A 25862-nucleotide genomic window follows, 5' to 3' on the forward strand; every position below is an offset into this window, starting at 1 on the left:
GTATGTTTTCGTCAAAAGCGCTTTTAAATCATAATATTTATGCAGATATTAATGAATTACGTCGTTTACAATATTTAGCTAAAGGTTTTTCTTTTTTACCTCAGCAACCAGTAAATAGCCTGCTGTCGGGGAAAAATAGCTCTAAGCTGCGAGGTCGAGGTTTAAACTTTGAAGAATTACGCCATTATCGTCCTGGCGATGATATTCGTGCAATGGACTGGAAGACGACTCGCCGTACAGGTAAACCGCATATAAAAGTCTACACAGAAGAGCGAGAGCGGAATATTTATTTGCTGGTGGACCAACGCTCAACCATGTTTTTTGGTAGCACGAATAAAATGAAGTCAGTGATTGCTGCAGAGCTTGCCGCATTAATAGCCTGGAAAGTGGTTGATAGTGGAGATCGTATCGGCGCTATTGTTTATGGTGATGAGAAGATACAACTTGTCCCCGCGAAGCGCGGTCGCCAGCATGTGGTCCAGGTATTAACCGAGATTGTTAGGCAAAATCGAAATTTAAAAATCGGTAAAACGCCAATCCATCCTACTGAATCGCTTAATAAAGTGCTTACAAAAGCTAATCATCTCTGTCGTAATAATGCGTTGGTTATTTTTATCGGTGATGGCAATGGTTGGAATGAGCAAAGTAGTCAATTAGTTAAAAATATCAGTCAGCATAATGAAATTATTGCTTGTCATGTTTTCGACCCACTTGAGCAAGCATTACCTAAAATGTCACAAATGGTGATCAGTGACGGAGAGTTGCAAATTCAATTCTCATCGCAAGACAAAAATATTCATTCGAAATACCAATCCTCGGTAGCACAACAAATCAGTCGATATGAACATATGGCAAGACAATATCGTATTCCCTTGCTCCCTATTACTACGGTTTTACCAGTTGTTCAGCAATTACGAAAGGCACTAGGTCAGGTGGCTAAATGATAAGGTTTCCTGAGCCTTGGGGCAATTATTTACTTAAAAATTTAGCTGAAACAACAGCACCTAATGCTATCAATTGGTGGCCACAAACAATTGCATGGCAAGTTTTGTTTGTAGCCATGCTCGTTTATATAGGGTTTAACGTTTATCGCGCCATCAAAAAATATCAGAACAATGCTTATCGAAGAGAAGCTTTAGCATGGCTGAAAAAGCTACCTCCTTACCGAATCAACGAGCCAGATACTATTTACCGACAGTTACCGAGTTTATTACGAAAAGTGGCTTTATCTGGGTATAAACGTGATGAAGTATGTCTATTATCGAACAAATCATGGTTGCAATGGTTAGACCAACAATGTGAAAAAACAAGCTTTACTAAAATACCGAGTTTTACTCTCAACCAATTAGCTTATGTGCCAGCTTATGATATAGATGCTAAAACGATGGATAACTTAGTGACTGAAATAACCCTTTGGATAAAATATCACCGGGGGCTGCATGATTGAGTTTGCATACCCTTGGGCATTTACTTTATTGGCTCTACCATTTTTGGTGTATTGGTTTTCACCGATTTATAAAGAAAAAAAAGCATCTATTCAAGTGCCTTACTTTTCTCGTTTGGTTGATGTTACCGGAGAAGCTCCCCAAAGCGGTGCCGTAGTGATTAATCGGCATAATATGCAACGATTGTTAGTGGCATTTGCTTGGTGTTGTTTGGTGGTTTCTATGGCAAAGCCAGAAATTGTTGGTGAGCCTATTATGCAAAAGAAATCAGCACGAGATTTAATGATTACCGTTGATTTATCTGGGTCAATGTCAGTTGAGGACTTTACTACTCCTGATGGTACTGTGGTTAATCGATTAGTGGCTGTTAAACAGGTATTAAGTGACTTTGTTCAAGGAAGAGTAGGAGATCGTTTAGGGCTGATTTTGTTTGGTGATGCACCTTATTTGCAAGCCCCTTTTACCGATGATTTAACCACTTGGTTGGCTTTATTGAATGAAGCTGAAATCGGTATGGCAGGTCAAAGTACCGCTTTTGGCGATGCGATTGGTCTATCTATTAATGTTTTTGAAAATGCACAATCTAAGAATCGAGTACTGATTGTCTTAACTGATGGCAATGATACCGCTTCAAAAGTACCTCCTATTGATGCCGCAAAAGTCGCGGCGGCTTATGATATAAAAATTTACACCATTGCTGTTGGTGACCCTCTCGCGGTAGGTGAGGAACTAGTTGATTTAAAAGTACTAAACGAAATAGCCAGCGTCACTGGAGGGCAAAGTTTTACCGCACTTAATCGCCAAGAATTACAGCAAGTTTATCAAGAGATCGATAACTTAGAGCCTGAGTTGTTTGAGTCACGCTCTTTTCGCCCTAGAACCAGTGCACATCATTATCCTATTGTATTGTTTGTCTTATGTTATGTCGGGGCATTATTAATTGTGGCGCTTCGTGTTCGTCGTCGTGCTAAGCAGGAGGGGTAATGAATTTAGTATCTAATGATCTATATACTTTTTTTGCTTCATTACAACATTTTCATTTACTTCGCCCTTATTGGTTACTGCTTATCGTACCTATGGTGTTCATACTGCAGACGTTAGCTTCTCATGATGACTCTTTAGCACATTGGCGAAAGAATATGTCTGATGAAATATTAGAACAGTTAACGGTAAAAGGGACTAGCAGTCGGTTCATTTCACCCAAACGAGTATCGTGGTTAACTACTTTTTTGTTGGTTATTGTTCTGGCTGGACCGAGTTGGCAGCAGCAATCATCACCCTTCAGCCAAGACGATTCTGCATTGGTCATTGCACTCGACGTGTCGAAAACTATGCAACAAAATGACCTTCAACCGTCACGACTGATTAGAGCTAAACAAAAAATAATTGATTTATTAGCCGTGCGAGGAGATGCCAATACGGCACTGATTGCCTATTCGGGCACGGCGCATATTGTTATGCCAATTACTAATGATAGTGAAATGATCCGTCACTTTCTAGATGTACTAGAGCCACAGTTAATGCCTACTGCTGGTAAATTGCCACAGAATATATTACCTCTGGCTGAATCTCTTTTAGCGCCGACATTAGTGCCTGGGACGGTACTTTTGGTTGGAGATGGCGCCACGTCTGATACCGTCGAAAAGTTTAAGCAGTTCTTTCAATCAGCCTCTCATCAATTAGTTGTTTGGGCTATAGGCGATGTTGAGCGTGTGGTTAATCAGGAGGCTGATTCAACGATTATTCCACTACAATTATCGCAATTGAATTTAATGGCCAGTGAAAGCGATGGCCGTTTAGTTACTATTAGCCATGATAAAGATGATGTTTATTTAGTGAATAGTTTTATCAATAACAATTTAACGATTGTTGAAGATGCAAGTCGACCATGGCATGACGCCGGTTACCCTATTGTCTTTTTAGTCGCGGCATTATTTTTACTCTGGTTTAGAAAAGGCTGGACGTTGCAATGGTAGCGTACTTATCTTCTAAAAAGCTTGCGCTTTTTCTATCAAAGGGCTTTAGTTGGACGATTAAAAACCGTGTTAAATGTTTTATTATTTTAGTATTGGCTGTCACGGTATTCACTTATTTAAAACCGCAAAAATTTGCAGATTTATGGCTAACACGAGATCAACAAGGACAAATTTTATTCAACCTTGGTTATTATGCAAAAGCGTCGGTGACGTTTGATGATACCCGCTGGCAAGCTTATAGCATGTATGGCGCTGAGCAGTTTGAACAATCAGCTACTTTATATAATCAATATACCAAGCCCGATGATGTTTTAGCTCGCGCTAATGCACTCGCCCATGACCGTCGCTACGTTAAAGCACGTAACATATATCAAAGCATTTTGGAGAAAGATGGCAATAATAAAGCGGCATTGAATAATATAAAAATTGTTCAAGCAATTATAGATGATGTTAATCGATTATCTGAAAGTCAAAAGGCAGAAAATGGTGATTCATCAAAAGAACTTGGTGATGAACCGCAAACCGGTGATGGTGCAGATAAAAAAGAGGCTAGAAAGCAAGAGGCTGAACAGTTAAGTGCAGAGCAGTTGTTACTTGATCCTAAGTTAAATGAAATGTGGTTGCGACAAGTACAAAAAGATCCCGCACGTTTTCTAGCCCAAAAATTCTATATGCAAAATGAGCGAAAAGAGAAACCACTGCCGGTGAACAATATTAGGCAAACTAACAGTCAAAAGGACAGTGGCAATGATTAAATTTAATCAGTTACTAAGCTGTTTTATGTTGATTTTATTGTCAATCTTTTCAATGCCTAGTTTTGCTAAATCGGTTGAAGAGCTAATCGCAAACAATGAGCTATCTATTACTATAAAAATTGTAGATTCAGACAATATTGTCGCCAAACAAGCCGTTACCTTGGTGATTGATGTTGCAACTAACCGTTGGTTTGCTAAGGGAACAAGGATCCACGATGTTGAGCTTGCCGAGTCTGTTATTTTACCGCTCAATGAATTGGCAATAAATGGCACTCAACGTATCAATGGCACAACATGGGCTGTGCAAACCCGCGAAATAGTTATTTATCCAATGCAAGTAGGCATTTATGAAGTTGGACCAATACTGGTAGATGTTTCCATTAATACTGAGAGTGACGGTATTGTGAGCGGCACAATTCAAACTAAGGCTATTGAGTTTGAAACATCAAAACCTGCGGCGCTTAAAGACATTGAGCAATATATAGTGACACCAGCGTTATCCATTGCCATTGATGGTGTTTTTGATATCAATAATGAGTATCAAATAGGTGACGCAATAACTGAAACCGTTACCCTTACGGTTAAAGATGTTCCCGCAATGATGATCGCGCCGTTAGCACAAACACAGTTAGCGGGGATAAGTATTTATCAAAAACCAGTAAAGATATCGGATAAAAATATCCGCGGGACGAGCACCGGAATAAGAGAGGAATCAGTTACTTACATTTTTGAGCAAGCAGGGGGTTATCAATTACCCCAGCAAACTCTTTACTGGTGGGATCCAGAAGCAGGGCAATTAGAAAGTGAAACCATACCTGCACGTAAATGGACGGTTGTAGGTAACGCTGTTTCAATACAGCATTTACCTGGAAACACATCATTTTGGCCATTTAATGTCAATGTTATGGTTAACTTGTTAATGGTTCTATTTTTATGCTTTATTATCTGGCAAAGCTATAAACACAAACAATGGTTAGTTAATTTTTACGAAAAAGTCAGCAATAAAAAATCGAGAGATTGTAAAAAAAGCTTCTTAGAGGCCATTGATAATCAACAATGGCAAATTGCTTGTCAGCAGCTTTACCTTTTTATTTATGCAAATAAGGTGTCTGGTCAAGCTGGTACAGCGTTATACCAACAAAAAAACGTTATTTGCTTAAAGGACTACTTTTTTGATGATGTAGAAAATACGGTATTACTGAATAAGCTATTACAAGCGGCATATCAAAACAGCGATGAAAAATTAAATATGCACGAAGCCAAAAAATTAATAAAGAAAAAACAAAAGACCAGTAAAGTTTCAGCATTACTTATAAACCCAAATAAAATACAACTAAATCAGATGGATGATGATGTTTAAACCTGTTTTACGGCCGTATTAACCCATAGCTGTTATTTCACGCAATTTATAAAAATTGAATACAAGTGTCCTATAGTGGACAGTTTAATTTTTAATTGGTCTTTATATTAGTCGGTAATGTCATTCAATAAAACTATATATAAACAGTGCGTGATTTTATATCAAATAATATGTGGTCATATTTTATATAGTTTAGTCGTAACCGAGTTAGGAAATATAATGAGAAAAGAACAAGTAGAGCACACAGTACAATTATTACGTGAAGGCCATGCCTTAACAGCAGTCGCAAAATTAGCAGGTATTAATGTAATGTATGTCAGCGTAATCCGAAAATTAATGGTCATGGAATTATTAAAAGTGGATGCTTCATAGCATGCTGACATAAATGAGTCGTGATAACGCGTGATTAAGCGTGATTAAGCGTGATCTAATAATCTAAAGTTCCAATTCTCTACCGTGTTGGTGGCTAATCGAGTCTTAGCTGTTTCGCCCCAGTACGGTGACAACGCAGGCATTTCAATCAAGGTTGTTAGGTTTTCGTTGTCCAATGGCGCATTGAAGAACAATTCACAGACTTGTTTCACCGTTGTCGCAGGGGTTAAACGTTTAATGTGGATTAGTGCATCACCTTGATTCACCATACCCGGTTTGATTACACGATATAGCCAGCCGCAACGACTGAGATCTTGCATCTGTACTGAAATGTCCGCGACATCCCAACGGGTATTAAGATTAAAACAAGGCAGGCGAGGTTGGCTTACTTCGATAATGGCCTCACCCCATTGGTATTGATCGCCAATACAGACATTTTCTTCCGTCATGCCTAACGCACTTATATTTTCGCCCATACCTGGTGCTTCAAATCGAGGTTGCTCGTCTGTTCTATCTGTAAATACTTGCTGCCAAAATGTGTAATGCTCGGCAGGGTATTGGTGTAAAGCACGCTCAAGGCCACCGTGGTATTTTTCATCGGCACTCTCGTCATCTTTAAGCCCATGCTCAGAAAGGTAGATACTGTTGCTCACTGACTGCTTATCAATAGCTGTCACGAAACCATAACTTTGCTTAACTTGACCTATATATATTTCAACAGCGTAGTGTTGCGGAGTAAGTGGTGATAGACAATCAGACATATAGGTATTTCCTTGATAGATACGCATTTAGTTTGCAGGATTTTACATCAGCAATATTAAATCGCAATCAAGATTCTCTATTTAATAATCAATATTCTCTACTTAAGAGTCACCATTCTTCATTCACAATTTACGTTGAAAAACAGGGCTGAAATAGCGTTGCTCATTTATTCGTGTCAGTAAGGCAAAAAAATAGTGTTATTTTTTTGATCACTTGCAACACTAAAAATTTAATTTAGTCTAGTCTAAATGAAGTTGAAAGTGCATATTTATGAGTTAACACATTCTTTTTATGTTTTTTTCGTAAATATGCTTTTAATTTCGGCGGCAAAGGTATAGAATCCGCCTCCTAATTTTTACAGAAAGCTACTAAAATGTAGCCGGTTATCTGCAAGGTAGACAATGAGTCATTACACAGTATTAGGTTTATCAACATGGTTCGAACTAGTCGAACGCATCGGCTCAGAAGCAGAAGCCAAGACATATTTTTCAGAAACGAAATTGGTTGAGTATAACAACAGAACTTGCCTAGAATTAGTTGAAGCAGGTATGTTAATGCATTTGAAAAATTGGTTAGCAGTACAATACCAAGAATTCAAATCTACGGGTGAACGCTTACGTCGTGAGCAAGTCTCACAGTCTACAAACTCTATCTCAAGTAAACTTTACTCGATAGAAGTGATTAGAACTCGTCCGCAAGCAGATGTGCAACAACAAGCACATCAACAAAGACAACATGTTGCATCGTCACAATTTGCGACGAATCAGGTTCGTCCTGTACATGCAACTGCAGCACAGCCTGTTAAACCTGCTGTACCTGTAGCGCCAGTTGTTGCTGCGCCAGTTGTACCAAGAAAACCACGCGTAATTACGTCAAAAGCGCCAGCGCCAGAAAAGAAACCTGCTGCTGCGTCAATGGCTAATTTCTTTATGCGTCAGGTTCGTGCGACTAAATCTGAATTGGAAGATCGTAAGCATCATAATTAAGTAACGCTTGACGCGTACCTAAATATGTTAATGACCCAGTAGCAAGTGTGTCCCACGACGGTGGTGATAATACTTGGTACTGGGTCATTTTTTTATCTGTAATTTAGTATTTATTTGTAAGTGGTATCACTATATGCGCATTCATAATGTTCATCGATTAGCAATACAGCGTTTAGCTGACAGTACCAAACCTTTCAATGCCCGTGGCGGTCGATTAATTCGTTGTGATTACTGCATGTTGGGCAAGCAATTTTGTATTTGTGAGCATCGACCACTGGTTAAATCAACCGCTGGTTTTATGTTGGTGATGTTTGATTATGAAATGATTAAACCAAGTAATACTGGCCGTCTTATCGCCGATGTTATTGAAGACACGTTTGCTTATCAGTGGTCACGTACAGCGCCTAGTCAAGAGATGATCGACATCATCAATACCGATTGCTGGCAGCCATTCATTATCTTCCCGGAAGAGTACGTGATTGAGCGTGAACGTGTGCAAACTGGTGCATTAACGCTTGAGCAGGGTAAACGACCGTTATATATCTTATTGGATGGTAGCTGGCGCGAAGCGAAGAAGATGTTTAAGAAGAGCCCTTGGTTGCAAGATATTCCGGTGATCTCATTCGATCCTGATATGGTTTCACAGTATCAGATCCGCAAGGCTGCAAAAGATAACCAACTGGCGACAGCAGAAGTTGCGTCACTGGTACTCGGATATCACGGCGAAGCATTGAATGCGGACATTCTTTCTTGCTGGTTTGATGTTTTTCGTGAACGTTATCTGGCAGGCACCAAGCAAATTGATGTCGGTGTTGACGCTGCGCTTAAACGCTTGCAGACGTTAACAGTTTAGTTGTTAGTAAAAACCTTATGGTTGTATGCATGGGCCCTGTCCCGAAATCTGTGTGCAACCCATTTCTCAACAATCCGCTTTTCTGTCTCTCGATATATCTTACTATTGCTATTTTTTAACATTGCTGTTCTTTTCTTATTTATATTAATGGCATATATTGCTATCTCGCTTTTATGAAACAATGTTGATGGATAGAATATGCAGAAAAAAAACGCGCGAACAGCACCGATTCGCTGGGGTATTATTGGCTGTGGCTCGGTAACCGAACTGAAAAGTGGCCCTGCCTATCAAAAGACAGCTGGTTTTGAACTCTCCGCTGTGATGCGCCGTGATCTTGGACTCGCTGCAGACTATGCACTACGCCACCAGGTAAAGGCGTATTCTTGCGATGCGGCAGATATTATTAACAACGATAATATTGATGCCGTGTATATCGCCACACCACCTGACAGCCATAAATTTTATGCCTTACAAGTTGCCGCGGCAGGCAAACCCTGCTGCATTGAAAAACCGCTCGCGCCGAGTTACGCAGACAGTCTGGCAATTGTTAATGCCTTTCAGGGTAAAGACATTCCGCTGTTCGTGGCTTATTACCGCCGTTCATTACCGCGTTTTAACAAAGTGAAAGCATTACTTGAATCAGGTGCGATTGGCCAAATAAGAACGATTAATGCGTTTTTAAATAAACCCGCCAATGCATTAGACTTATCGGGTGAGTTTAACTGGCGAACAGATAAAACCGTTGCTGCTGGTGGCTATTTTGATGATCTTGCTAGCCATGGTCTCGATTTGTTTGCTTATTTGCTGGGTGATTTCGATATCGTTAAAGGGCTCGGTACGAATCAACAAGGGCTGTATTCATCACTTGATGCGGTAACGGCGTGCTGGCAGCATAAAAGTGGCGTGACGGGCATTGGAAGCTGGAATTTTGGTGGCTGTACAAGAGAAGACCGTGTTGTTATTACCGGCAGTAAAGGCGAAATCAGTTTTTCTGTGTTTGACGAGGCTGCCGTTGTTTTGCAAACGTTAAGTGAACGCCAAGAATTTATCATCGATAATCCCGAAAATATTCAATTACATCATGTCGAGAATATGCGTGAACACCTGGTGAATGATGTAGTGCATCCATCAAGTGGCAAAACGGCGTTACATACCAGCTGGGTAATGGCACAGATCTTACATGGAGAATAATGATTTTTAGCGCATACTAGCGACGTCTAAATAGGCATCGTTAAGGATGTTAATTAATACCTGCTTATTTAGTAAAATATGTCATTTAACAGGGGGTAATCAATGCGAGAAACTTAAAAAATCATTAAGGTTGAATTGGTATTTTAAAAGCGCAATTTGTGAGGTCAGTACTGCGACAAATAGCGAAGTGATTTCTTATGTATATTCTATGAACAACTGTAAATAACTGTATGTAAAAGGGTTTATTTACTCCAGCTTGTTATATATATGTTATACCGTGAGAAATTAAATAATTTCATTTCTATTTTAATTTCTAAGGTTTATCACAAAACTACCCCTTTATTTCCATTATTATGTCATCTAGCTCATATTTCTTCAAAACGACATATTACCCGTATTTTATATATGTAATAGTCTAAAAATGAGACAGAGTGTCCAGATAATAAAATATAGTTCATATGGATAATAAGGTATTGCAATGGAATCGCCCCTCAAAGAAGTCATGTTTGAATACGTGCCGACCACCCAAGAAGTGGAAACCCTATTACAGCAAACTCCGCATGCAAAAATTAATATTGCCAATACGAAGCAGCCCTGTGATATTAGTCAGATCAGTCACCTCACAGATTATGGCCATTGTATTAATGGCATTCATATCGAGATTGATATCTGTGACGCATCAGAAATAGAGCCGTTATGGTCATTTCTTGAATTGGATTTTTTAAGAATTAGTTTTGCCAGTGATGAAGTACTTGAAGATGATTTTAACGGCTTTCTGACTTGGTTAGAAAACGCGGATAAACTCGAAGCGTTAGCCTTAGAAACACAGCCACGACACCAAGATGATGGATTACACCTACTGTCGATTTATTTTGCCGCGTCAAAACAATTTCCAGTTTCTTTGTTTGTTAAAAACAACGTGGACACAACGGCAATGCCATCATTGCCAGCGCTACAGGTATTAAGTCATGCGAATGCAGCAATGACTATCAACTCTTTTTAAGCCACGGATATTGAGTGTAATGACTCGTTTTCTCGTTGATTAATGATTAATGATTAGGGAGTTAGTTGATGCTTGCTAATACCCGCTGCATCAATGCATCGAGTTGTTGCAGCTCATCTGCCGATAATACACTTAAGGTGTTTCTTTCTTTTTGGTGCAACTCAGGCATAACGGTCTCAATTAACTGCTTACCTTTACTGGTGAGCAGCACCAATTTGCTGCGCTTATCTTCTGGATTATCAATTCTTGCAATTAACTCAGCCTGGCTTAAACGATTCAATACTTTAGTGAGGCCACCCGAGCTAAATATCATCGATTGATACAATGCCGTTGGTGATAGACAGTAGGGAATAGAGCTACGTCTTAATGTTGCCAACACCCCAAACTCTGCACGTTGTAACTCATGACTGCCTACTAATGTCTCCATCTGCTGACTGCATAGGTTGCTGACTTGCAGTAAGCGTAATAACGCCGGTGATACAGTTTCAGCACATTCGGGCCAGTTATCTTCCATCGCTTTTACAATCTCGTTTATGTCATTTGCCATGTTTTATATCTCCATGTGGACCGGTAACAGATACCTGCCTGTGTCAGATAATTAACAACATATCTTGCCAGGAAGGTAAAGTCTAGTTATTATCTTTCCAGAAAGATAAATTAAAGGTGCAGATATGACACAAAACAACACACCCTCAATCGTCATGAATGAGGTAACTAGCGGTAGCAAGACTAATACAACCCATAAAGAACACACTGAAAGCACAGATACTGCAGGAAAAATGAGTAAGACGTTAATATTAACGCTGGCTGCTGTATTTGCATTAACCCCTTTTACGATTGACAGTTACTTACCTGCGATGCCGACAATGGCAAAAGCAATGGGTGTTGATATCTCTTTGATGTCAGTTACGGTCAGTTTATATATTTTTGGTTTGGCGATAGGGCAGTTAATTGGCGGTCCTTTGTCTGACAAAAAAGGCCGTGGTTTTGCCATGATCACTGGTTTAGCTATATTCGCGATTGCCAGTTTATTGTTAACGACGGCAGCACAGATAGAAGTGTTGTGGTTATGGCGAGTAGTGCAAGCGATTGGTGGTGGTATGGCTGTTGTTGGCGTACCTGCAACAATTCGCGATACCTGCAGTGGTAAAGAAGCCGCGAAGTTGTTCTCATTGATCGCGCTTATTATGATGATCGCGCCTTCTATTGCCCCGACAGTGGGGACTATTATCATGACGGTAGCGGATTGGCGTTGGATCTTTTATGGATTAGCAATCATTGCTGTGCTGGTGGCTATTTTGGTTATGTGCTTCATGCCCAAGGCAACTAATAAAGTTGAAGTTACACTGCAGCCAGGTGAAATTAAGCAAAAGATTGGTTTATTGTCGGTGTTTAGTGAAAAACGTGCGTTAGGGTTTATGGTCGCCCAAGCCTTTGCTTATTCGGTCATGATGATCTTTTTAACCAATGCCTCGATGATGTACATGGAAGTATTTGGTCAAACACCACAGCAATTTTCGGTGTTATTCTTTGCCAATATTTGTGGTTTGGTTGTTGTTAACCGTGGCAATTCGTTTTTATTAGCAAAATTTGAACCTGAGGCGTTATTAAAAGCCTTTTTGAGCTTACAAGTACTTGGTGGAATCATATTAGTAACGGCCTCTGTTATGGTTCCTGACGCGTTATATGTGACTGTCGCTGGCTTTGTTATTGCTATCTCAGCTAACGGCGCGGTTATATCCAATGCTAGTGCCTGTTTTATGAAGCGCTTTGGTCGTAATGCGGGCTCTGCTTCTGCAGTATTAGGGGCAGCGCAATATACCGTGGGCGGTACTGTGAGTGCGTTATCCGCATTTATTAGTATGGGGTCGGTACAACCTGTGGTGATCATTATGTTAATTTCATCAATCACGGCATTGACTGGGGCTACAATTGCGGCTCGTTATTCGCGTAGCTCGCAAGCACAGTAGTTTCAGACTTATAAATTAACTGTCGTTAATGCGGATAGTGAGTAATAGGCTGATAAAGGATGACCAGCCTATTATGAATAATGAACCACGGTTAATGATAAATAATCGCGGTACTTATACTTGAAGTTATGTATTCTTGAACTTATTTATTAAGTAAATGCGCACATAATTTAACAAAATCAGATGAAGTCACAATACCAATCACGTTATTTTCATTATCAATAACCGGTAGGCAACCAAGCTTATTATCAATGAAGTATTCAACAACAACTTTCAATGGTTCATCTTCAGTTAGCTTTTGAAAATCTGTCTCCATCAAGTCTTCGATTAACTGACCACGTTCTTTTCTCGCAAGTGAATCGGTACCGTATTTGTTGATCATTGAAATGACTGCGCCGATCATCTTTTTATGGGTTAGCACACCAACCAAGGAACCATCAGTTTCGGAGATAACAGGTAAGTGACGTACGCCACGAGTTTGCATTAGTTCATGTGCGTCTTTTAAACTTGCTTTATGACTGATACAAATAACATTGTTCGCCATTATGTCTCTTACTTTCATACACTATCCCCGTGTTATTTTATTATTAATTCAATTCACACTAATATAACAAGTATACTTAATCAAGTCCAAAACTACATTGCTTTGTTTAAAATAATCAATATGTTAATAGAACTTTTTATTTATTTTTTAAACAAAGTTTTAATGCGTCCTGCCGATAAACTAACCACTAATCATAAAACCTTACAAAAATTATGCTTTTATAAAATAAAACGTATTTATATATTGTTTGTAAACAATATATAAATATACTGATTCGACAATGATGTGCTTTATTTTAAATTTTATTGAATAACTATTGTTGTTTTTATTATGCTTTATTGATTTAGAACAAAAATACAACCCCCTGTCATTTTGGTGTTATTGTTGATATTTGTGTGATAATTTAGTCACTTATATATTATAAATGGAGTTTTAGTCATGAAGGGATCGATCCTGGAGTTTAATATTGGAAGTAAAAAAGGGATTATTTCCAATGAGGATGGATGTCGTTATACCTTTACTATGGATCAGTGGCGCGATAAGAGCAGCCCTCGGGTTGGTAGTAAAGTGAAGTGCACGTTAGAGTCTGGTCAACTGGCTAAGATCAGGATGACAACTCTAGGTAAATCCAAGAAAATATGGGCGGTATTATTATCTTTTTTCTTTGGTGCTGTTGGCGCGCATAAGTTCTATTTAGGCTATAACAAACAGGGCCTGTGTATGCTGTTATTGTTTGTATTTGGTTATGTGTTACTGGGTTTACCTTCGATGGTTATCGCGGTAATTGCTATGGTTGAATTCCTTATTTATGTGTGTAAATCAGATGTCGAATTTGAACGTGATTATGTGCTAGAAAACCGTCCTTGGTTCTAGCATCAAGTTGTTTAAGCCATCACCTTTTCAATTGTCTTACCCGAAAAAGTGCCTAAAATAACATTCTTACGTTTGTCTGAGCGTTGCTTGCGCATTTGCGACGCTATAAATTCAGCTACTGCATTGGCTTCTATTGGTTGTTCTTGAACCACAATTATCGGCAATGGGGCGGTTACTGTTTTTAACCCTGTTACTCTTACAATATTTGCCGCTGGTTGCACTTTCACTGGTCTGCGTATGCGCAGTTCAGGCTCTGCTGTCGTGGCTATTTTTTGATGTAACTGCGTTAATGCCAATTGATTATCTGGCGTTGCTCTGTCTATCTCTGCGTTTATTTCCCCTAACAATTTTATCTTATCAGGTTGGTGTAATGAATCTTTACGCTGCCAACTGAAACGTACCGATTTAACGCCTTCATTTTCTAAGCAATGTATCTTGCGGTACAAGTGTACTGTCATGACCCCAGGGCAATTATCATGAATAGCACTGAACCGTGTTTGACGCGTATCATTCTCGCTAACAACCGCCTGTTCGATGTTCGCTTTGATGGTATTAATCGCGCTAATTTGCGTCACAATCTTCGCGCTATTCTTGTGCTCTGGGTGTAAATGAATAATCCCCACGTAGCGACGCGCTGATTTTTGCGAGAAAGGGTGTTTAATGTGGATATCTTTAAACGCTTCGGCAGTCAACTTCATGGCCAACATATCGGTGGCTAACTCGGGAATGATTTGGTTAATAACCGCTTGTTCTTGGCCTTTTAATACCGCAGGGATCCGGCTGACTAATGCTTGCACTGGTTTTGTTGTTGCTAATAGTTTTTCTAGTTGCTGCAAGTTTGCGGTAAGTTGATCAAATAAGCTTTTAATATCAGTCATGTCTAATCCTAGTGTCAGTTATCTCTGTTATTGATAACTAGCATAGTAATGAGTAGACCATCATGCAATAGGCAAGTTAACTGGTTGATCGCTATGTGATCAACTGCGATCATTCGTTGATCAATGTCGGTGTTTGAAGGGAGTTGTAGCCGAGTATTTAAAATTTAGACAAAGGTAATTAAAAATAGATACACTTAGTTTGTTTTTTGTTCGATTGAGTTGATTTATTTAATGATAAAATCAATCGTGACTTACACTTCATTGTCCATAATCGAGCCAATTAATGATGAGTCAGTTTAATCGTAGGAAAGAGCTACATCGTTGATAATTATTATTAAGCTGGTTCGATAACGTGAAAATTTAATATGAACACAGTGCCTAAATCAGGCGGTTCATTACACTGAGTTTCTCTAGATAGCGATTGTTCTAAGGTAGGGCATGACCTATTTAACTTACTTAACGGGTTATAGATAGGCTAAAATAGCGGGTTGTTATCTGCGCTTTAGATAGACAACTTAGAATATTATGAATTTAGGGTTCACTGGAACATAGGATTTTGTTTTAATGAAAAAGTCGATTTATACCGAAAAACGTTATAGACAGTCGGGACTTGACGATGCTGCAAGCGTGAGTGACAAAGTAAAATCACGGTTTACAAAATGGCTTGTTAGCCAGAGATATTTGGTCCATCAGAAAGATGTCGATCATTTATTAAGTCGAGAATCTGATTTTTGTGATTCAGTTATTTTGGATGAGACTGAACGAGTTGGCGAACAACAAAGGCTTCTGTTGGAATGCGAGCAAGCCCGTGTTAAAGAAAAAAGAATTGATGCACAGACTCGGCAGGAACGCTATAAAAAGGTTTCTGAAGTTGTTATGAAGACTGCTGAGGCCGTATTATCTAAAACGTTAAATGACTCAGATCCTAAAAAACTCATTATTGGCACGCCATATTTTGAAGAGTTTGCTTCTTTTGCATATGGTGCGAGTCTTGATTTCAACAAACTTGGCAGCCTGTGTACTTTAAGTAACTCGTTATCTAACAGTATTTTGGATTTGGTTAATAACGATAAGTTTTGTGAAAAAAAAGGCCGAAAAGTTAAGAATATTCGTGATCCTAAAACAGCGATTGGTTTTATTGGCATTGAAAGTTGCCGAATGATTTTCCCTGTGATGATGTCAAAACAGTTATTAAAATGGTCAGATAAAAATACCAAAATCATGGTGCCTAAAATCTGGCAATGTGCTGTCAGTACTGCAAATGTGACCAGAATGAGATTGGCCGATGTAGGGTATAAAGAACCGGATATCGGTATTTTACTCGGCATGATGAGATCGATAGGTCTGTTTATTATTGCAAACAACTTTACATCGAGTTTTGACGAGGCTTTAACGCTTGTCATGATGGATTATAAAGAGAAAAAGATGAGAGATGAGTATTTTTCTTGTGCGGATGTAACCCCTAAACTTGAGTATATGCCGTTAATCATTGAGAAGTTTGAGGGCATAGTAACCAAAAAAATAATAGAAACATTTAATTGGGATATGAATACCATCCATATTAAAAATGCCCTTCTTGAAGATATTGATAACGTTGCTATTTTAGATCGAAGTATCTTAGGCGCGGCACTTGCGCAGGGTAAGGCTTTTACCGTCTTTGATATGATGGATAAATCGAATGTATTTGATAAACAACATTTACCTTATTGGTTAGCACACTATCAAATCGAGATGAGTACCTTTAAAAATTTACGCAGTAGAAACCCCGGTCAATTGGACTTTTAACGAAGAAAACGTTTTCTGCTCATAAATAACGGTGCTCACAAATATCATAAATAACGGTGTTTCAATGTGTCATTATTAACAGCAATAAGGCAAAACATGATGCAGCTATCATTTAATTAAAATACAAAGAGTAGGGTGGAGGGATCCTAACTTCTTGCTTTCTTAGGCGAAGTTATTTAATGACTATTCCAATCATATTAGAGAGATATTATGAAGCAAGTAAATGTTTTCCACCCATTTCAGTTTTCAACTTTCAAACGCGATCTTAGCCTGATGCTAAGTGATTTAAAATGGAAAGCGTTTGAATCTCATGACTTTTTAGGCGATGGTGAAGATTGGGCGTTGTTGATAGAAAATATGCTTTCAGAAAAGAACCCAAGCTTATTAGAAAAACTAACTTTTGGTGATGAAACACTGATGTTTACCATTCATAGTGAAGATAGAGATGCATTGCATACCATTGCTGAAATGGTCAGTGAATTTTATGATGATGAAGCTTTATTAGATGCTTGTATCACCCGTTATGCTCAGTACGAATTTGAACCAGAATTAACAAGTAAATCGAGCTGATATCCAAGACGTACCTGATTTAAGCGTTAATTTCAATTTAGCAATACTTCCAGTAATGCGAACCTTTCCGTTTGAAGCCTTAAGAGCTAAGTCATCATGTCTAGTTACGCTCTTTCCTAGCAATGTCATGTTGGGCATTATTTCATAGAGCAACGAAGCTTATTTATTAGAAAATATGCAATAATTTTGATATTTACCTTTGTCCAAAATTAGACAAAGGTAATTAAAAATAGACAAACCTAGTTTTGTCTATTTTTGAGCTAAAGCTACGACTCACTCACAATATCAACACATCAGTTTGCCTGTCGCTGTTAGCTGCAGTGTTAAAACTGACAGGGCTTAGTTTTCTGGTGGAATTAGCACAAACTTACCTACATGCATTTTCTTGAGAAACTCTTCTTGCGCTTCCACAATTGAAGATAGTGGGAAGGTCTTTGCTAAAACTGGCTGAATTTCTTGCTGTTCGATGTATTTTACAATGTTGTTGAAAACAGGCTCTGCCCAAGCGGTGGTTCCTATTAACGTTATGTCTTTTAAGTACATATCACGCATATCTAAATCTACAATAGGGCCTGCAATTGCACCAGAGGAAACAAGTCTCCCACCACGCTTCAACAGCTTTAGCATTGTAGGAAAGCCAGCTCCAGCCACGTTATCAATGATAACATCTACAGATTGTTCACCTAATTCTGCTAATAGATCATCGGATCTTCCAAATAATAAATCAGCCCCCAGTTGCGAAACTTTACTATGTTTACTCTCTCCAGCAATCGCTATAACTTTTGCCTTTCTGCGCTTCGCAAGTTGAACACTAGCAGATCCTACACCTCCAGATGCACCCGTTATCAACACCGTTTCACCAGCCTTAAGGTCGGCTCTATGAAGCATATTCTCTGACGTGCCGTAAGCACATGGGATAGTTCCAAGTTCTGCATCCGACCAGTCAGATGTTATTGGGAACACTTCGCTCGCTTGGATTTTTATATATTGGGCAAATGCGCCATCAAAATCAGACCCCATCCAGATGTTGTCTAAGGTGTCAAAACCGTTTGTGCTAATACATGGACGAATAAGCACACGTTTACCAATAAGCTTACTGTCAATATCTTTGCCAACACTGACGACTCGTCCACAACAATCGGTTCCTTGAATAAGAGGAAAAGGAGTATGTTTGTTCCAACCACCGTCGGAATTTTGTGTCGTTGATGCAGCTTCCAGATCCGATGTGGTATTGGTGGATTCGGTAACGGCTGAAGAATACCAGCCCAGTCTAGTGTTGATCTCAGTGTTGTTTACGCCAGCGGCTAGGACTTTGATCAGCACTTCACCTTGATTTACTTCTGGGATTGGTACGTCTTTGCAGACCAGTTTGTCATAACCACCGTTACCCGTTGTGACGATAGCTTTCATTGAATTTTGAGGCATGTTCATTAATTCCTTTTATTGATACTTTTTACTTTTATCTATGTTACTTGATAGAGGATGGAAACGATATGCATTTGCTAATGTGAAGAATGGGAGGTACTTGTAAATAAAAATTTTTTACGCCAACCCTATTGTGAGTGATCCTTCAGCCTGGGTATGTTTCAAAGGCATTTCGCCCTCATATCTAGATTGTATGTAGATGATTTTATCTTAAGATCAAAAAAGTCTCGAATAAGAAGGCCGAATTCACTAAATCACTACATACTTAGACAGTTATGGGGAATCGTTAGGAGGATTAGGCGAATCAAAAAAATTAGCCCATTGGTTTAAATAGTAGGGATAAAAATGAGGATAGCATTGATAATACAACGCAGTTTGCAGGCCTTACTTATTACGTCGACGGCTTTACTGGTCTCTTGTACTAGTTTCGGCCCAAGTACCATCGAACGGGATCGTATGGACTATGGGCTTTCCCTCAATACTTCCATTAAGCAACAACTGCTCGGTAACATAGTGCGCCTGCGATATATGGAGGCACCTATCTTTGTTGATGTTGCTTCTGTGATTAATCAGTACTCCTTATCTGGAAGCATCGACGCGGGGCTTGGTTTTAATAGCGGCAATAATACCGGTAGTCTCGGTGCTGGTGGGCGTTGGGAAGATCGCCCCACGATCACCTACAGTCCTATCTCCGGCAGAAAGTTTTCTGAAAGTTTGTTAACGCCCATTGCACCGGAATCATTGTTCGCGTTGGTGCAATCTGGCTGGTCAACTGAACTTATGTTTCGCCTGACTGTTGCCCAAATTAACGGAGTGGCAGATGCAAACCCTCCTTTGCAGGCCGATCCCCGTTTCCGTGAAATGTTGTCTGTTTGGAGCCGATTACGTGAAGCGCGGATTATAGCGCTGCGACGCAGTAGTAACCTGAATGAGAAGGCGAGAATTGTGTTGTACGTTAATGATGTCGAGCTTGATGAACAGACGCGTGAAGATCTGTCTTTCTTGCGGGAGACTCTGGGTTTGCGCAAGGGTGCTAAGGAGTTCACGTTGTCGTACGGGTTAATAAGTAATGATCCCGATGCGCTTGTCGTATTGACGTTATCTATATTGGACATGATGGTCGATTTGGCGCGTCTGGTCGATGTCCCTCAGCAACACATAGATGAGGGAAGAACCTTTCCCACTTTTGTTGATACCGGACTCGGTGGACATTTGTTAAAAGTGTATTCATCTCTCGAAGAGCCGGAAATGCCCTACGTGGCAATTCGCGAGCGTGGTTATTGGTTTTATATAGACGACAGGGACTTGATGAGTAAACGGACCTTCGGTGTTTTACAGATATTACTCAGCCTGACAGATTCCGGTGACGCCGCAATAGGCCCTGTGTTATCTATCGGTGGTTAGCTGAGGTTTTGTTGTAGTGGTATAGAGTGATTTAGACCTTGCGCAATAAAGACACAACTAAAGGTGTATGAATATGAGATATGAAAGAGCAGCGTGCAGCAGGTTACTAATCTCAGGCGCTTTACTTTTTGCTACAAATCCAGTTTATGCAAGTGAATGGAGTGGTAGTGCATCGTTATACTTTTGGCTGCCGTCGATAGATGCGAGTGGCAATCTTAACGTACCACCTAATGATGGCTCTGGAGAGGATCCTTTACCTGTTGACCCTAATCAGGTGCTTGATTCCTTAGACCTTGCTTTGATGGGGTCCTTTGAGGTGAGATATGATAAATATCTATTTCTTACCGATATTGCTTACCTTGATATGAGCAATACAAAAAGCGTAAACATCTTAAACACCTCAAGAGAAATGGAACTTGGTTTTGAGGGATGGCAGTCTTCCTATTATGGTGGCTACGCTGTAGTTGGTTCTGATGAGCTTACTGTGGATATTATTGCAGGGTTAAGATATTTCAGTATGGAATTTGAAGTAGAAGTCGACCGAAATAATATTGTTAAACAGAGAAAAAGAACATTTTATGAGGGACTTTTGGACGGTGTTATTGGGCTTAAGGGTCAATACAATATTACGAATCAGTGGTTTATCCCTTATCACGCCGATGTTGGTACAGGCAATTCTGATTTGACCTACCAGTTAATTGGCGGGGTAGGTTATGGAGGCGGTTGGGGCGATGTTGAACTGACTTACCGCCATCTAGCTTGGCACCTTAAAGATAACAGTATTTTAAACACCTTTAGTTTAAGCGGATTTTCGATAGCTTATGGCTACAATTTCTAAAAATTCAGCTGTTAAAAAGTGACTTGATATAGGGGCCGCGGCTTAACGATGAATGAATACTAGATGGCGAGTCTCATTCTCAAGCCAAATATTAATACACTACTTTCATTGGTATTCAATGCCGGGTTAGCAATGTATTGCACATCAGTAGTGACTTCCAAATAATCTAAAGGTTTCATAATGTAAAATACTTCCGTGGTGTATTGATCATCACTGCCTTTAACTTCTCCCCAGTTTATTGCTAAGCCTAAGTTGTTAGACTCACCACCTAGACCATAGTACCCAAAGCCAGTACTAATGGATTTTTCCATTAAGGTGCAAGCATCTTGTGAATAACCAGCACGAACAAAAGGCAGCCACTGACCATCCATTAACCGAGACGCTGAAAAATTACTGCCGTAACCTTTGTTTGACCCTTGTTTTTCACTTTCATCTGCATGCCATAATGTGACGTGAATATTATCAACGTACACTTGTCCTTGAGACTTTGTCCAACCGAGTTCTACACTTTTAAAATATTTACTGTCATTGAAAAATGAGTCAATACCATCTGCTATTTTGGTCGGATCTGAATTCATATCGGCAAAACTACCAATAAGATAATACTCATCAGATAACATCATGCCGCCAGCAACCCCTAACGCTGCGTCTCCAGGCAGAGCAATCGTCGTTGTCCCTGTACTAAAAGCAAAATTCATAAACCCTGTCCATGGGCTTGCCATCGCAAACACATCAACAAAATCTGTTAGGTCTAGAAATCCCGCAACCACAGTCGCTTTACCGTCCATCAGTTGTTGCTTCCAATAAAGGTTGGTTATACGGGTGCCTTCATCACTAAAAGGCGGTGTAATTAAGCCTAGACCACCAGTATCAAATTCAAAATTCTTTACGGAAGTGTCGGTATAAGAATGCCTGTGTTCAACTTTCCAAACCAAGCCGCCAGTATTGTTAGTACCAATACCGACAGGGTTCCAACTACCGTAAATACGCAACATACCACTTGCGGCATTGTCTTCTGAGCCGGGCGACACATCATTAGAGCTAAGATAAACAGCGGAGTAATCAGCACCTAGGTTGAGGTTGTTTTTTTCTAATGGTGTTTTAAAGTGAGACTTTGATTTTTTATTATCCTCGGCTATTTGGTTGTCTACCGCATCTGGGCTGCCAAAGTTAACGCCCTTTTTATCACTTGCATAGACGAGTGATGAAGAGAAAAAACTCATCATTGCTAGGGCCAAAAAGGACGATTGTGTGAACATGCTTTCTCCTTTAGATAAAACACATTGTTTGAATTTTTTTCATGTTGGAAACTAACGTGTATATTTTGCAAGTTAGTAACTGAATGTCTCTACTAAGGAAATAGGTTTATAGCGTATTTTTGTATACAACCCCGCCTTTCATTATGATACGCATTGTTTTAATACCTTGGCGTGTCGGTGCATCAAACCATTTTTCATTACCGCCGATAACGGTTATATCTTCAAGAGGATTACCATCTACAAGTAGTAAATCAGCATAAGCACCCGCTTTTACCACGCCTAAAGGACCTTTGAAATAGGGATTGAGTGTACTCCCTGAAAGGGCAACCATTTCACCTGCTACTGATGTTAATGATTTGAGGGCAAAGTGATTACCAAAGAATTTAGCACTTAAGTAAATTTCATGATCAGTCTGTTTAACACAAGAATCGCCGAAACCGACACAATCGGCATTGAATGCCAACTTTGGCTGGTACTTATTCACATTTTTAATGTAATCTTTAAATGACTTTGTTGCTGACGCTGCTTTTCTAGAGGATGCTGGACTAGATTTAATTGCTTCTATCTCACCTAAGTAGGGGGAAAATGCGTGCATATTTGTTGTCATATACGCCCCTTTTTCTTTCATCAGCTTAGCAATGTCGCCATCAAACATAAAACCGTGTTCAATGGTTTTTACGCCGTTTTCAAGGCAGCGTATAATCGATTTTTTGCTATAAGCATGGGACATCACATAAGAACCATATGCATCCGCGACTTCAACTGCAGCACGGATCTCTTCTGCTGAGTAGGCATCTAATTGCCAAGGGTCAAATTGCGAAGCCACACCACCACTAGACATAATTTTAATTTGTGTTGCACCTTGCATGAAGTTTTGACGTGCCGCTGCTTTTATCGCATCAACACCATCAGCAGTCACTGTCATGCCATGGCGAGCACCTGAGGAGCTTGGACCATAAAATGTTTCGTTCGGGGTGGTGAAATTTCTGAAATCAGCATGCGAACCTGTTGGGCCGATAAAAGCGCCCGCGGGGTATATACGTGGTCCATCAACAACACCAGTATCAATGCTTTTTTTGAGACCAGCCCCCATACCACCTGCATCTCTCCAACTTGTAAAACCACTCATTAACGCAATTTTAGCTTTGGCAGCTGAACGGACAGCTAACTCTTCCCAGTTTCTGTTGTTTTCGATATCGGCTAATGAAGTCCCGTTCATTTGTAAATGCCCATGTCCTTCAATAAGTCCTGGCATCAAGGTTCGACCACCACCATCGATAACCTCAACATCGGCGTCCACTTTCAAGCCTGCACCAATGGATTTAATTAATTCGCCCTCAACTAATACATCTTGAGTTTTACTGAGGTTTTTTGAGAGACCATCCCAAATTTTTACGTTTTTAATTAATGTTTGCTCGGCGGCGATACTTACGGATGCGAGTGATAAGCTAATAGCTGCAGTCATGACTACTTTGCTAATGGCTTTACTAATGAGCGTATGTGTCAATTTCATTTTTGTCCCTTAAGTATTAAAAATATGCAGTCTGATCGCATTTTGATTATTTTAATTGCATAAGTTAACTAAATATTAAGGGTAGTAAAAAATGAAAATAACGCGAATATCTTAGATTTTGGCTAAGAGCTAAGCTCTTAGCCTTTAACCCTTAAGTTATAGCCTGTAGGGAACATTTTGAATAAAATCAATGAAGCAATCTGCCATCGAATAGTGGCTAATAACCCCGTCACCTTCCATCATTGTTAAGGCTTCGTAACCTTCTTTACCTTTCATGGTATACGCAGAAGAGCTGCCGTAATAACTCATTTCATGGTCGATATTGATCCAGCCACCTTGTGCTGTATTAATCATAAGTTCAGCAATGCGCTTACCCAGAGGCCGTTCGGCGTAATAGTTAAAATCCAGGTTGTATGTATAAGGGTAACTACCCGAACCAGTACCAAGAACGCCGTTATTGATAGCGTTGTTGATCGCACCCTCGAGCGCCTGTGCTATATATTTGCCTTTGATGCGATAAGCTCCGATGGGAACGGCAAAGGGTAGTAGCTTACCAGCGATATCACAAATCGATATGTTACCTTGGAATAAAGACGTTCTTACACCACCGGCATTATGAATGGCAAAGTCTATTTGATGACCGTCTTTATTCATCATATGCGCAAACGATTCAGCGACTAGCGGGGCTATCTCACTGCCGCCTTGCAGATCGGGAACGCGGATATGACGCATATCTTTTGTTAAGTTAGCAATAACTGTACTTTGCAGCTCACGCACTCTCGGGATGTACTTATCCTGTAGCAAACTTTGTAGTTGCGGATCTTTTTTACATATCACTACGTTTTCATGTTGCGTGAGGTAGAGGCTAGCCTGTGCATGGATTTCATCGTCATTGGCTGTTAACAAGCTTGCATCCGTGCAGAGTCGGCGACCAATCAACAGTTCATTCTTGCCCTTAAAAGTACTAACAGAACCATCGGCAGCGAAATCAATTTCACAGTGACCAAGCGCCTGTGAGTGGAATCCTGCTTGCACAATATAAGTATCATTTACTTGATGCCCGTATTCAGCTTCTTTTTTCAGTCCTAAGTCGCTGAAATCTCCCAGCAGGTTGTGGCTATGACCACCTACAATCAAGCTGATGCCATCAACTTTCTCTGCAAGCTCACAATCCCCAGTAAAACCAAGGTGACTTAATAATATGATCTTATTAATCCCTGATTCTCGGATAGCACGAACGGTATTTCTGGCCGTTTCAATGGCATTAACAAATGGTGTGTCTGGATCGACATTGGCTATATCGGCCATCTTATCCAGTGATACCCCGAATATTGCCACGGACTCGCCATCGACAACACGCGTCATCCAGCGTGCAATCTGCTGCTCTGGTTGATAAGAGAGTAAGTTAGGGCGACCCTTTAAGTAATGCGACTTGGTTGTTAATTCGTTAGTCAGATCCCAGTTGCCAGCGAGCAGTGGAAACTCAATACGATCTAAAAATTCAGCCACTGGCTCATTACCCATATCGAGTTCATGGTTACCAATGGTCATGACATCAATGCCTAATGCGTTGAGCATATCGGAGTTGGCTTTACCTTTGAATAGCGAGAAATAGAGGGTGCCTTGAAAGCAATCGCCAGCATGGACAAATATAAAATCACGATCATGTTGCAGTGCGGTCGCTTTAAGCTGTTTAGCGCGCGTGGCGATACGAGAAAAGCCGCCATTGCTGACATAAGGCGATATCATTCTGCCGTCAATATTAAGCTGTAATTGCAGTGACTGAGGCTCAAAGTAGGAGTGCGTATCATTTATATGTGCGAGTGTTATTTTAACGGGCTTATTATTCTTTATCATAATGTTTCAATTTTTATCTATAGCTTAATCGATACCTTAATTGATAGTAACGCATTAATGATGACATTATCATGAATATATTTAGCTTAATAAAATGGGGGATTGGAGTGACAGAGCTGATATGTTCATTTTTCAGCGGATAAAAACAGGAAAATGTTTGTTTCTCTTCAGTTACTTACTTGGCTTAGTAGACGTTGAAGCATTAGCGCTGGTCGGACAGCTAATACAACCCCATCAATTCGA

25 protein-coding genes are annotated in these 25862 nt (G+C 39.9%); 17 read left to right on the forward strand and 8 right to left on the reverse strand.

All coding sequences use genetic code 11. The features are described from left to right. Positions 1–2 precede the first annotated feature (2 nt). The 7 genes from CXF93_RS09275 to CXF93_RS22105 all read left to right on the forward strand — a co-directional run bounded on the left by CXF93_RS09275 (position 3) and on the right by CXF93_RS22105 (position 5908). A complete protein-coding gene (locus CXF93_RS09275) occupies positions 3–944 on the forward strand; it encodes a DUF58 domain-containing protein (protein ID WP_101062183.1) in 942 nt (313 codons plus the stop codon). Then, positions 941–1447, forward strand: coding sequence for a DUF4381 domain-containing protein (locus CXF93_RS09280; RefSeq protein WP_101062185.1), 507 nt, complete (start codon positions 941–943; stop codon positions 1445–1447). The genes CXF93_RS09275 and CXF93_RS09280 overlap by 4 nt, the downstream gene beginning before the upstream one ends. Beyond that, on the forward strand, positions 1440–2429 hold the full coding sequence (locus CXF93_RS09285) for a VWA domain-containing protein (RefSeq protein ID WP_101062186.1): 990 nt from the start codon (positions 1440–1442) through the stop codon (positions 2427–2429). The genes CXF93_RS09280 and CXF93_RS09285 overlap by 8 nt, the downstream gene beginning before the upstream one ends. Further along, complete coding sequence (locus CXF93_RS09290) at positions 2429–3421, forward strand: VWA domain-containing protein (RefSeq protein WP_101062188.1); 993 nt, start codon at positions 2429–2431, stop codon at positions 3419–3421. The genes CXF93_RS09285 and CXF93_RS09290 overlap by 1 nt, the downstream gene beginning before the upstream one ends. After that, a complete protein-coding gene (locus CXF93_RS09295; protein ID WP_101062190.1) occupies positions 3415–4176 on the forward strand; it encodes a hypothetical protein in 762 nt (253 codons plus the stop codon). Before CXF93_RS09290 ends, CXF93_RS09295 begins: the two co-directional genes overlap by 7 nt. Beyond that, positions 4169–5536, forward strand: a complete 1368-nt coding sequence (locus CXF93_RS09300; protein WP_101062192.1) for a BatD family protein — start codon at positions 4169–4171, stop codon at positions 5534–5536. Before CXF93_RS09295 ends, CXF93_RS09300 begins: the two co-directional genes overlap by 8 nt. Before the next feature lie 219 nt (positions 5537–5755). Beyond that, a complete protein-coding gene (locus CXF93_RS22105; RefSeq protein WP_019439826.1) occupies positions 5756–5908 on the forward strand; it encodes a hypothetical protein in 153 nt (50 codons plus the stop codon). A 44-nt stretch (positions 5909–5952) separates the two neighbouring features. Here the strand turns inward: CXF93_RS22105 and CXF93_RS09305 are convergent, their stop codons facing one another. Next, positions 5953–6669 (reverse strand): MOSC domain-containing protein, encoded by a 717-nt coding sequence (locus CXF93_RS09305; RefSeq protein ID WP_101062194.1) that lies wholly within the window; start codon positions 6667–6669, stop codon positions 5953–5955. A gap of 402 nt (positions 6670–7071) precedes the next feature. Here CXF93_RS09305 and CXF93_RS09310 point away from each other — a divergent pair, with 402 nt between their 5' ends. From CXF93_RS09310 to CXF93_RS09325, 4 genes are all read left to right on the forward strand, one after another. Further along, positions 7072–7656 carry a hypothetical protein gene (locus CXF93_RS09310; protein ID WP_101062196.1) on the forward strand — a complete coding sequence of 195 codons (585 nt, stop codon included), beginning with the start codon at positions 7072–7074 and terminating at the stop codon, positions 7654–7656. A 133-nt stretch (positions 7657–7789) separates the two neighbouring features. Further along, the gene (locus CXF93_RS09315; RefSeq protein ID WP_101062197.1) at positions 7790–8509 is read left to right on the forward strand and encodes a tRNA-uridine aminocarboxypropyltransferase; all 720 of its coding nucleotides are present in this window, start codon (positions 7790–7792) and stop codon (positions 8507–8509) included. 198 nt (positions 8510–8707) lie between these two features. Further along, on the forward strand, positions 8708–9700 hold the full coding sequence (locus CXF93_RS09320; RefSeq protein ID WP_101062199.1) for a Gfo/Idh/MocA family protein: 993 nt from the start codon (positions 8708–8710) through the stop codon (positions 9698–9700). 478 nt (positions 9701–10178) lie between these two features. Continuing rightward, on the forward strand, positions 10179–10703 hold the full coding sequence (locus tag CXF93_RS09325) for a hypothetical protein (protein WP_101062201.1): 525 nt from the start codon (positions 10179–10181) through the stop codon (positions 10701–10703). 61 nt (positions 10704–10764) lie between these two features. On the opposite strand, the gene CXF93_RS09330 is transcribed toward CXF93_RS09325, so the two are convergent. After that, entirely contained in the window at positions 10765–11250 is a 486-nt protein-coding gene (locus CXF93_RS09330) for a MarR family winged helix-turn-helix transcriptional regulator (RefSeq protein WP_101062203.1), read from the reverse strand. A 124-nt stretch (positions 11251–11374) separates the two neighbouring features. On the opposite strand from CXF93_RS09330, the gene CXF93_RS09335 reads away from it, so the two are divergent. Then, positions 11375–12673 carry a multidrug effflux MFS transporter gene (locus CXF93_RS09335; protein WP_101062205.1) on the forward strand — a complete coding sequence of 433 codons (1299 nt, stop codon included), beginning with the start codon at positions 11375–11377 and terminating at the stop codon, positions 12671–12673. 142 nt (positions 12674–12815) lie between these two features. On the opposite strand, the gene CXF93_RS09340 is transcribed toward CXF93_RS09335, so the two are convergent. Beyond that, entirely contained in the window at positions 12816–13235 is a 420-nt protein-coding gene (locus CXF93_RS09340) for an HPP family protein (RefSeq protein ID WP_198551630.1), read from the reverse strand. Positions 13236–13655: 420 nt separating this feature from the next. On the opposite strand from CXF93_RS09340, the gene CXF93_RS22110 reads away from it, so the two are divergent. Beyond that, on the forward strand, positions 13656–14090 hold the full coding sequence (locus CXF93_RS22110) for a TM2 domain-containing protein (protein WP_198551631.1): 435 nt from the start codon (positions 13656–13658) through the stop codon (positions 14088–14090). Positions 14091–14101: 11 nt separating this feature from the next. Here CXF93_RS22110 and CXF93_RS09350 read toward each other — a convergent pair whose 3' ends face one another. Further along, positions 14102–14968, reverse strand: a complete 867-nt coding sequence (locus CXF93_RS09350; protein ID WP_101062208.1) for a DNA replication terminus site-binding protein — start codon at positions 14966–14968, stop codon at positions 14102–14104. Between the two features lie 564 nt (positions 14969–15532). Between CXF93_RS09350 and CXF93_RS09355 the strand changes: the two genes are divergently transcribed. Together CXF93_RS09355 and CXF93_RS09360 are read left to right on the forward strand one after the other, a co-directional pair. After that, the gene (locus tag CXF93_RS09355) at positions 15533–16753 is read left to right on the forward strand and encodes an HDOD domain-containing protein (protein WP_101062209.1); all 1221 of its coding nucleotides are present in this window, start codon (positions 15533–15535) and stop codon (positions 16751–16753) included. A 210-nt stretch (positions 16754–16963) separates the two neighbouring features. After that, the gene (locus tag CXF93_RS09360; protein ID WP_101062211.1) at positions 16964–17323 is read left to right on the forward strand and encodes an Imm51 family immunity protein; all 360 of its coding nucleotides are present in this window, start codon (positions 16964–16966) and stop codon (positions 17321–17323) included. A gap of 339 nt (positions 17324–17662) precedes the next feature. Here the strand turns inward: CXF93_RS09360 and CXF93_RS09365 are convergent, their stop codons facing one another. Next, positions 17663–18748: an alcohol dehydrogenase family protein gene (locus CXF93_RS09365; protein ID WP_101062213.1), complete on the reverse strand. Its 1086-nt coding sequence runs from the start codon at positions 18746–18748 to the stop codon at positions 17663–17665. 456 nt (positions 18749–19204) lie between these two features. On the opposite strand from CXF93_RS09365, the gene CXF93_RS09370 reads away from it, so the two are divergent. Beyond that, positions 19205–20152 (forward strand): hypothetical protein, encoded by a 948-nt coding sequence (locus tag CXF93_RS09370; protein ID WP_232784157.1) that lies wholly within the window; start codon positions 19205–19207, stop codon positions 20150–20152. A 73-nt stretch (positions 20153–20225) separates the two neighbouring features. Then, complete coding sequence (locus tag CXF93_RS09375) at positions 20226–20990, forward strand: hypothetical protein (protein ID WP_101062215.1); 765 nt, start codon at positions 20226–20228, stop codon at positions 20988–20990. 59 nt (positions 20991–21049) lie between these two features. Here CXF93_RS09375 and CXF93_RS09380 read toward each other — a convergent pair whose 3' ends face one another. The 3 genes from CXF93_RS09380 to CXF93_RS09390 all read right to left on the reverse strand — a co-directional run bounded on the left by CXF93_RS09380 (position 21050) and on the right by CXF93_RS09390 (position 25619). Next, positions 21050–22249, reverse strand: a complete 1200-nt coding sequence (locus CXF93_RS09380; RefSeq protein ID WP_101062217.1) for a carbohydrate porin — start codon at positions 22247–22249, stop codon at positions 21050–21052. Positions 22250–22355: 106 nt separating this feature from the next. Next, on the reverse strand, positions 22356–23762 hold the full coding sequence (locus tag CXF93_RS09385) for an amidohydrolase family protein (RefSeq protein WP_101062219.1): 1407 nt from the start codon (positions 23760–23762) through the stop codon (positions 22356–22358). Between the two features lie 156 nt (positions 23763–23918). Next, the gene (locus CXF93_RS09390) at positions 23919–25619 is read right to left on the reverse strand and encodes a bifunctional UDP-sugar hydrolase/5'-nucleotidase (protein WP_101062221.1); all 1701 of its coding nucleotides are present in this window, start codon (positions 25617–25619) and stop codon (positions 23919–23921) included. Between the last annotated feature and the right edge of the window lie 243 nt (positions 25620–25862).

Source organism: Moritella sp. Urea-trap-13 (genome assembly GCF_002836355.1).
Lineage (GTDB): Bacteria > Pseudomonadota > Gammaproteobacteria > Enterobacterales > Moritellaceae > Moritella.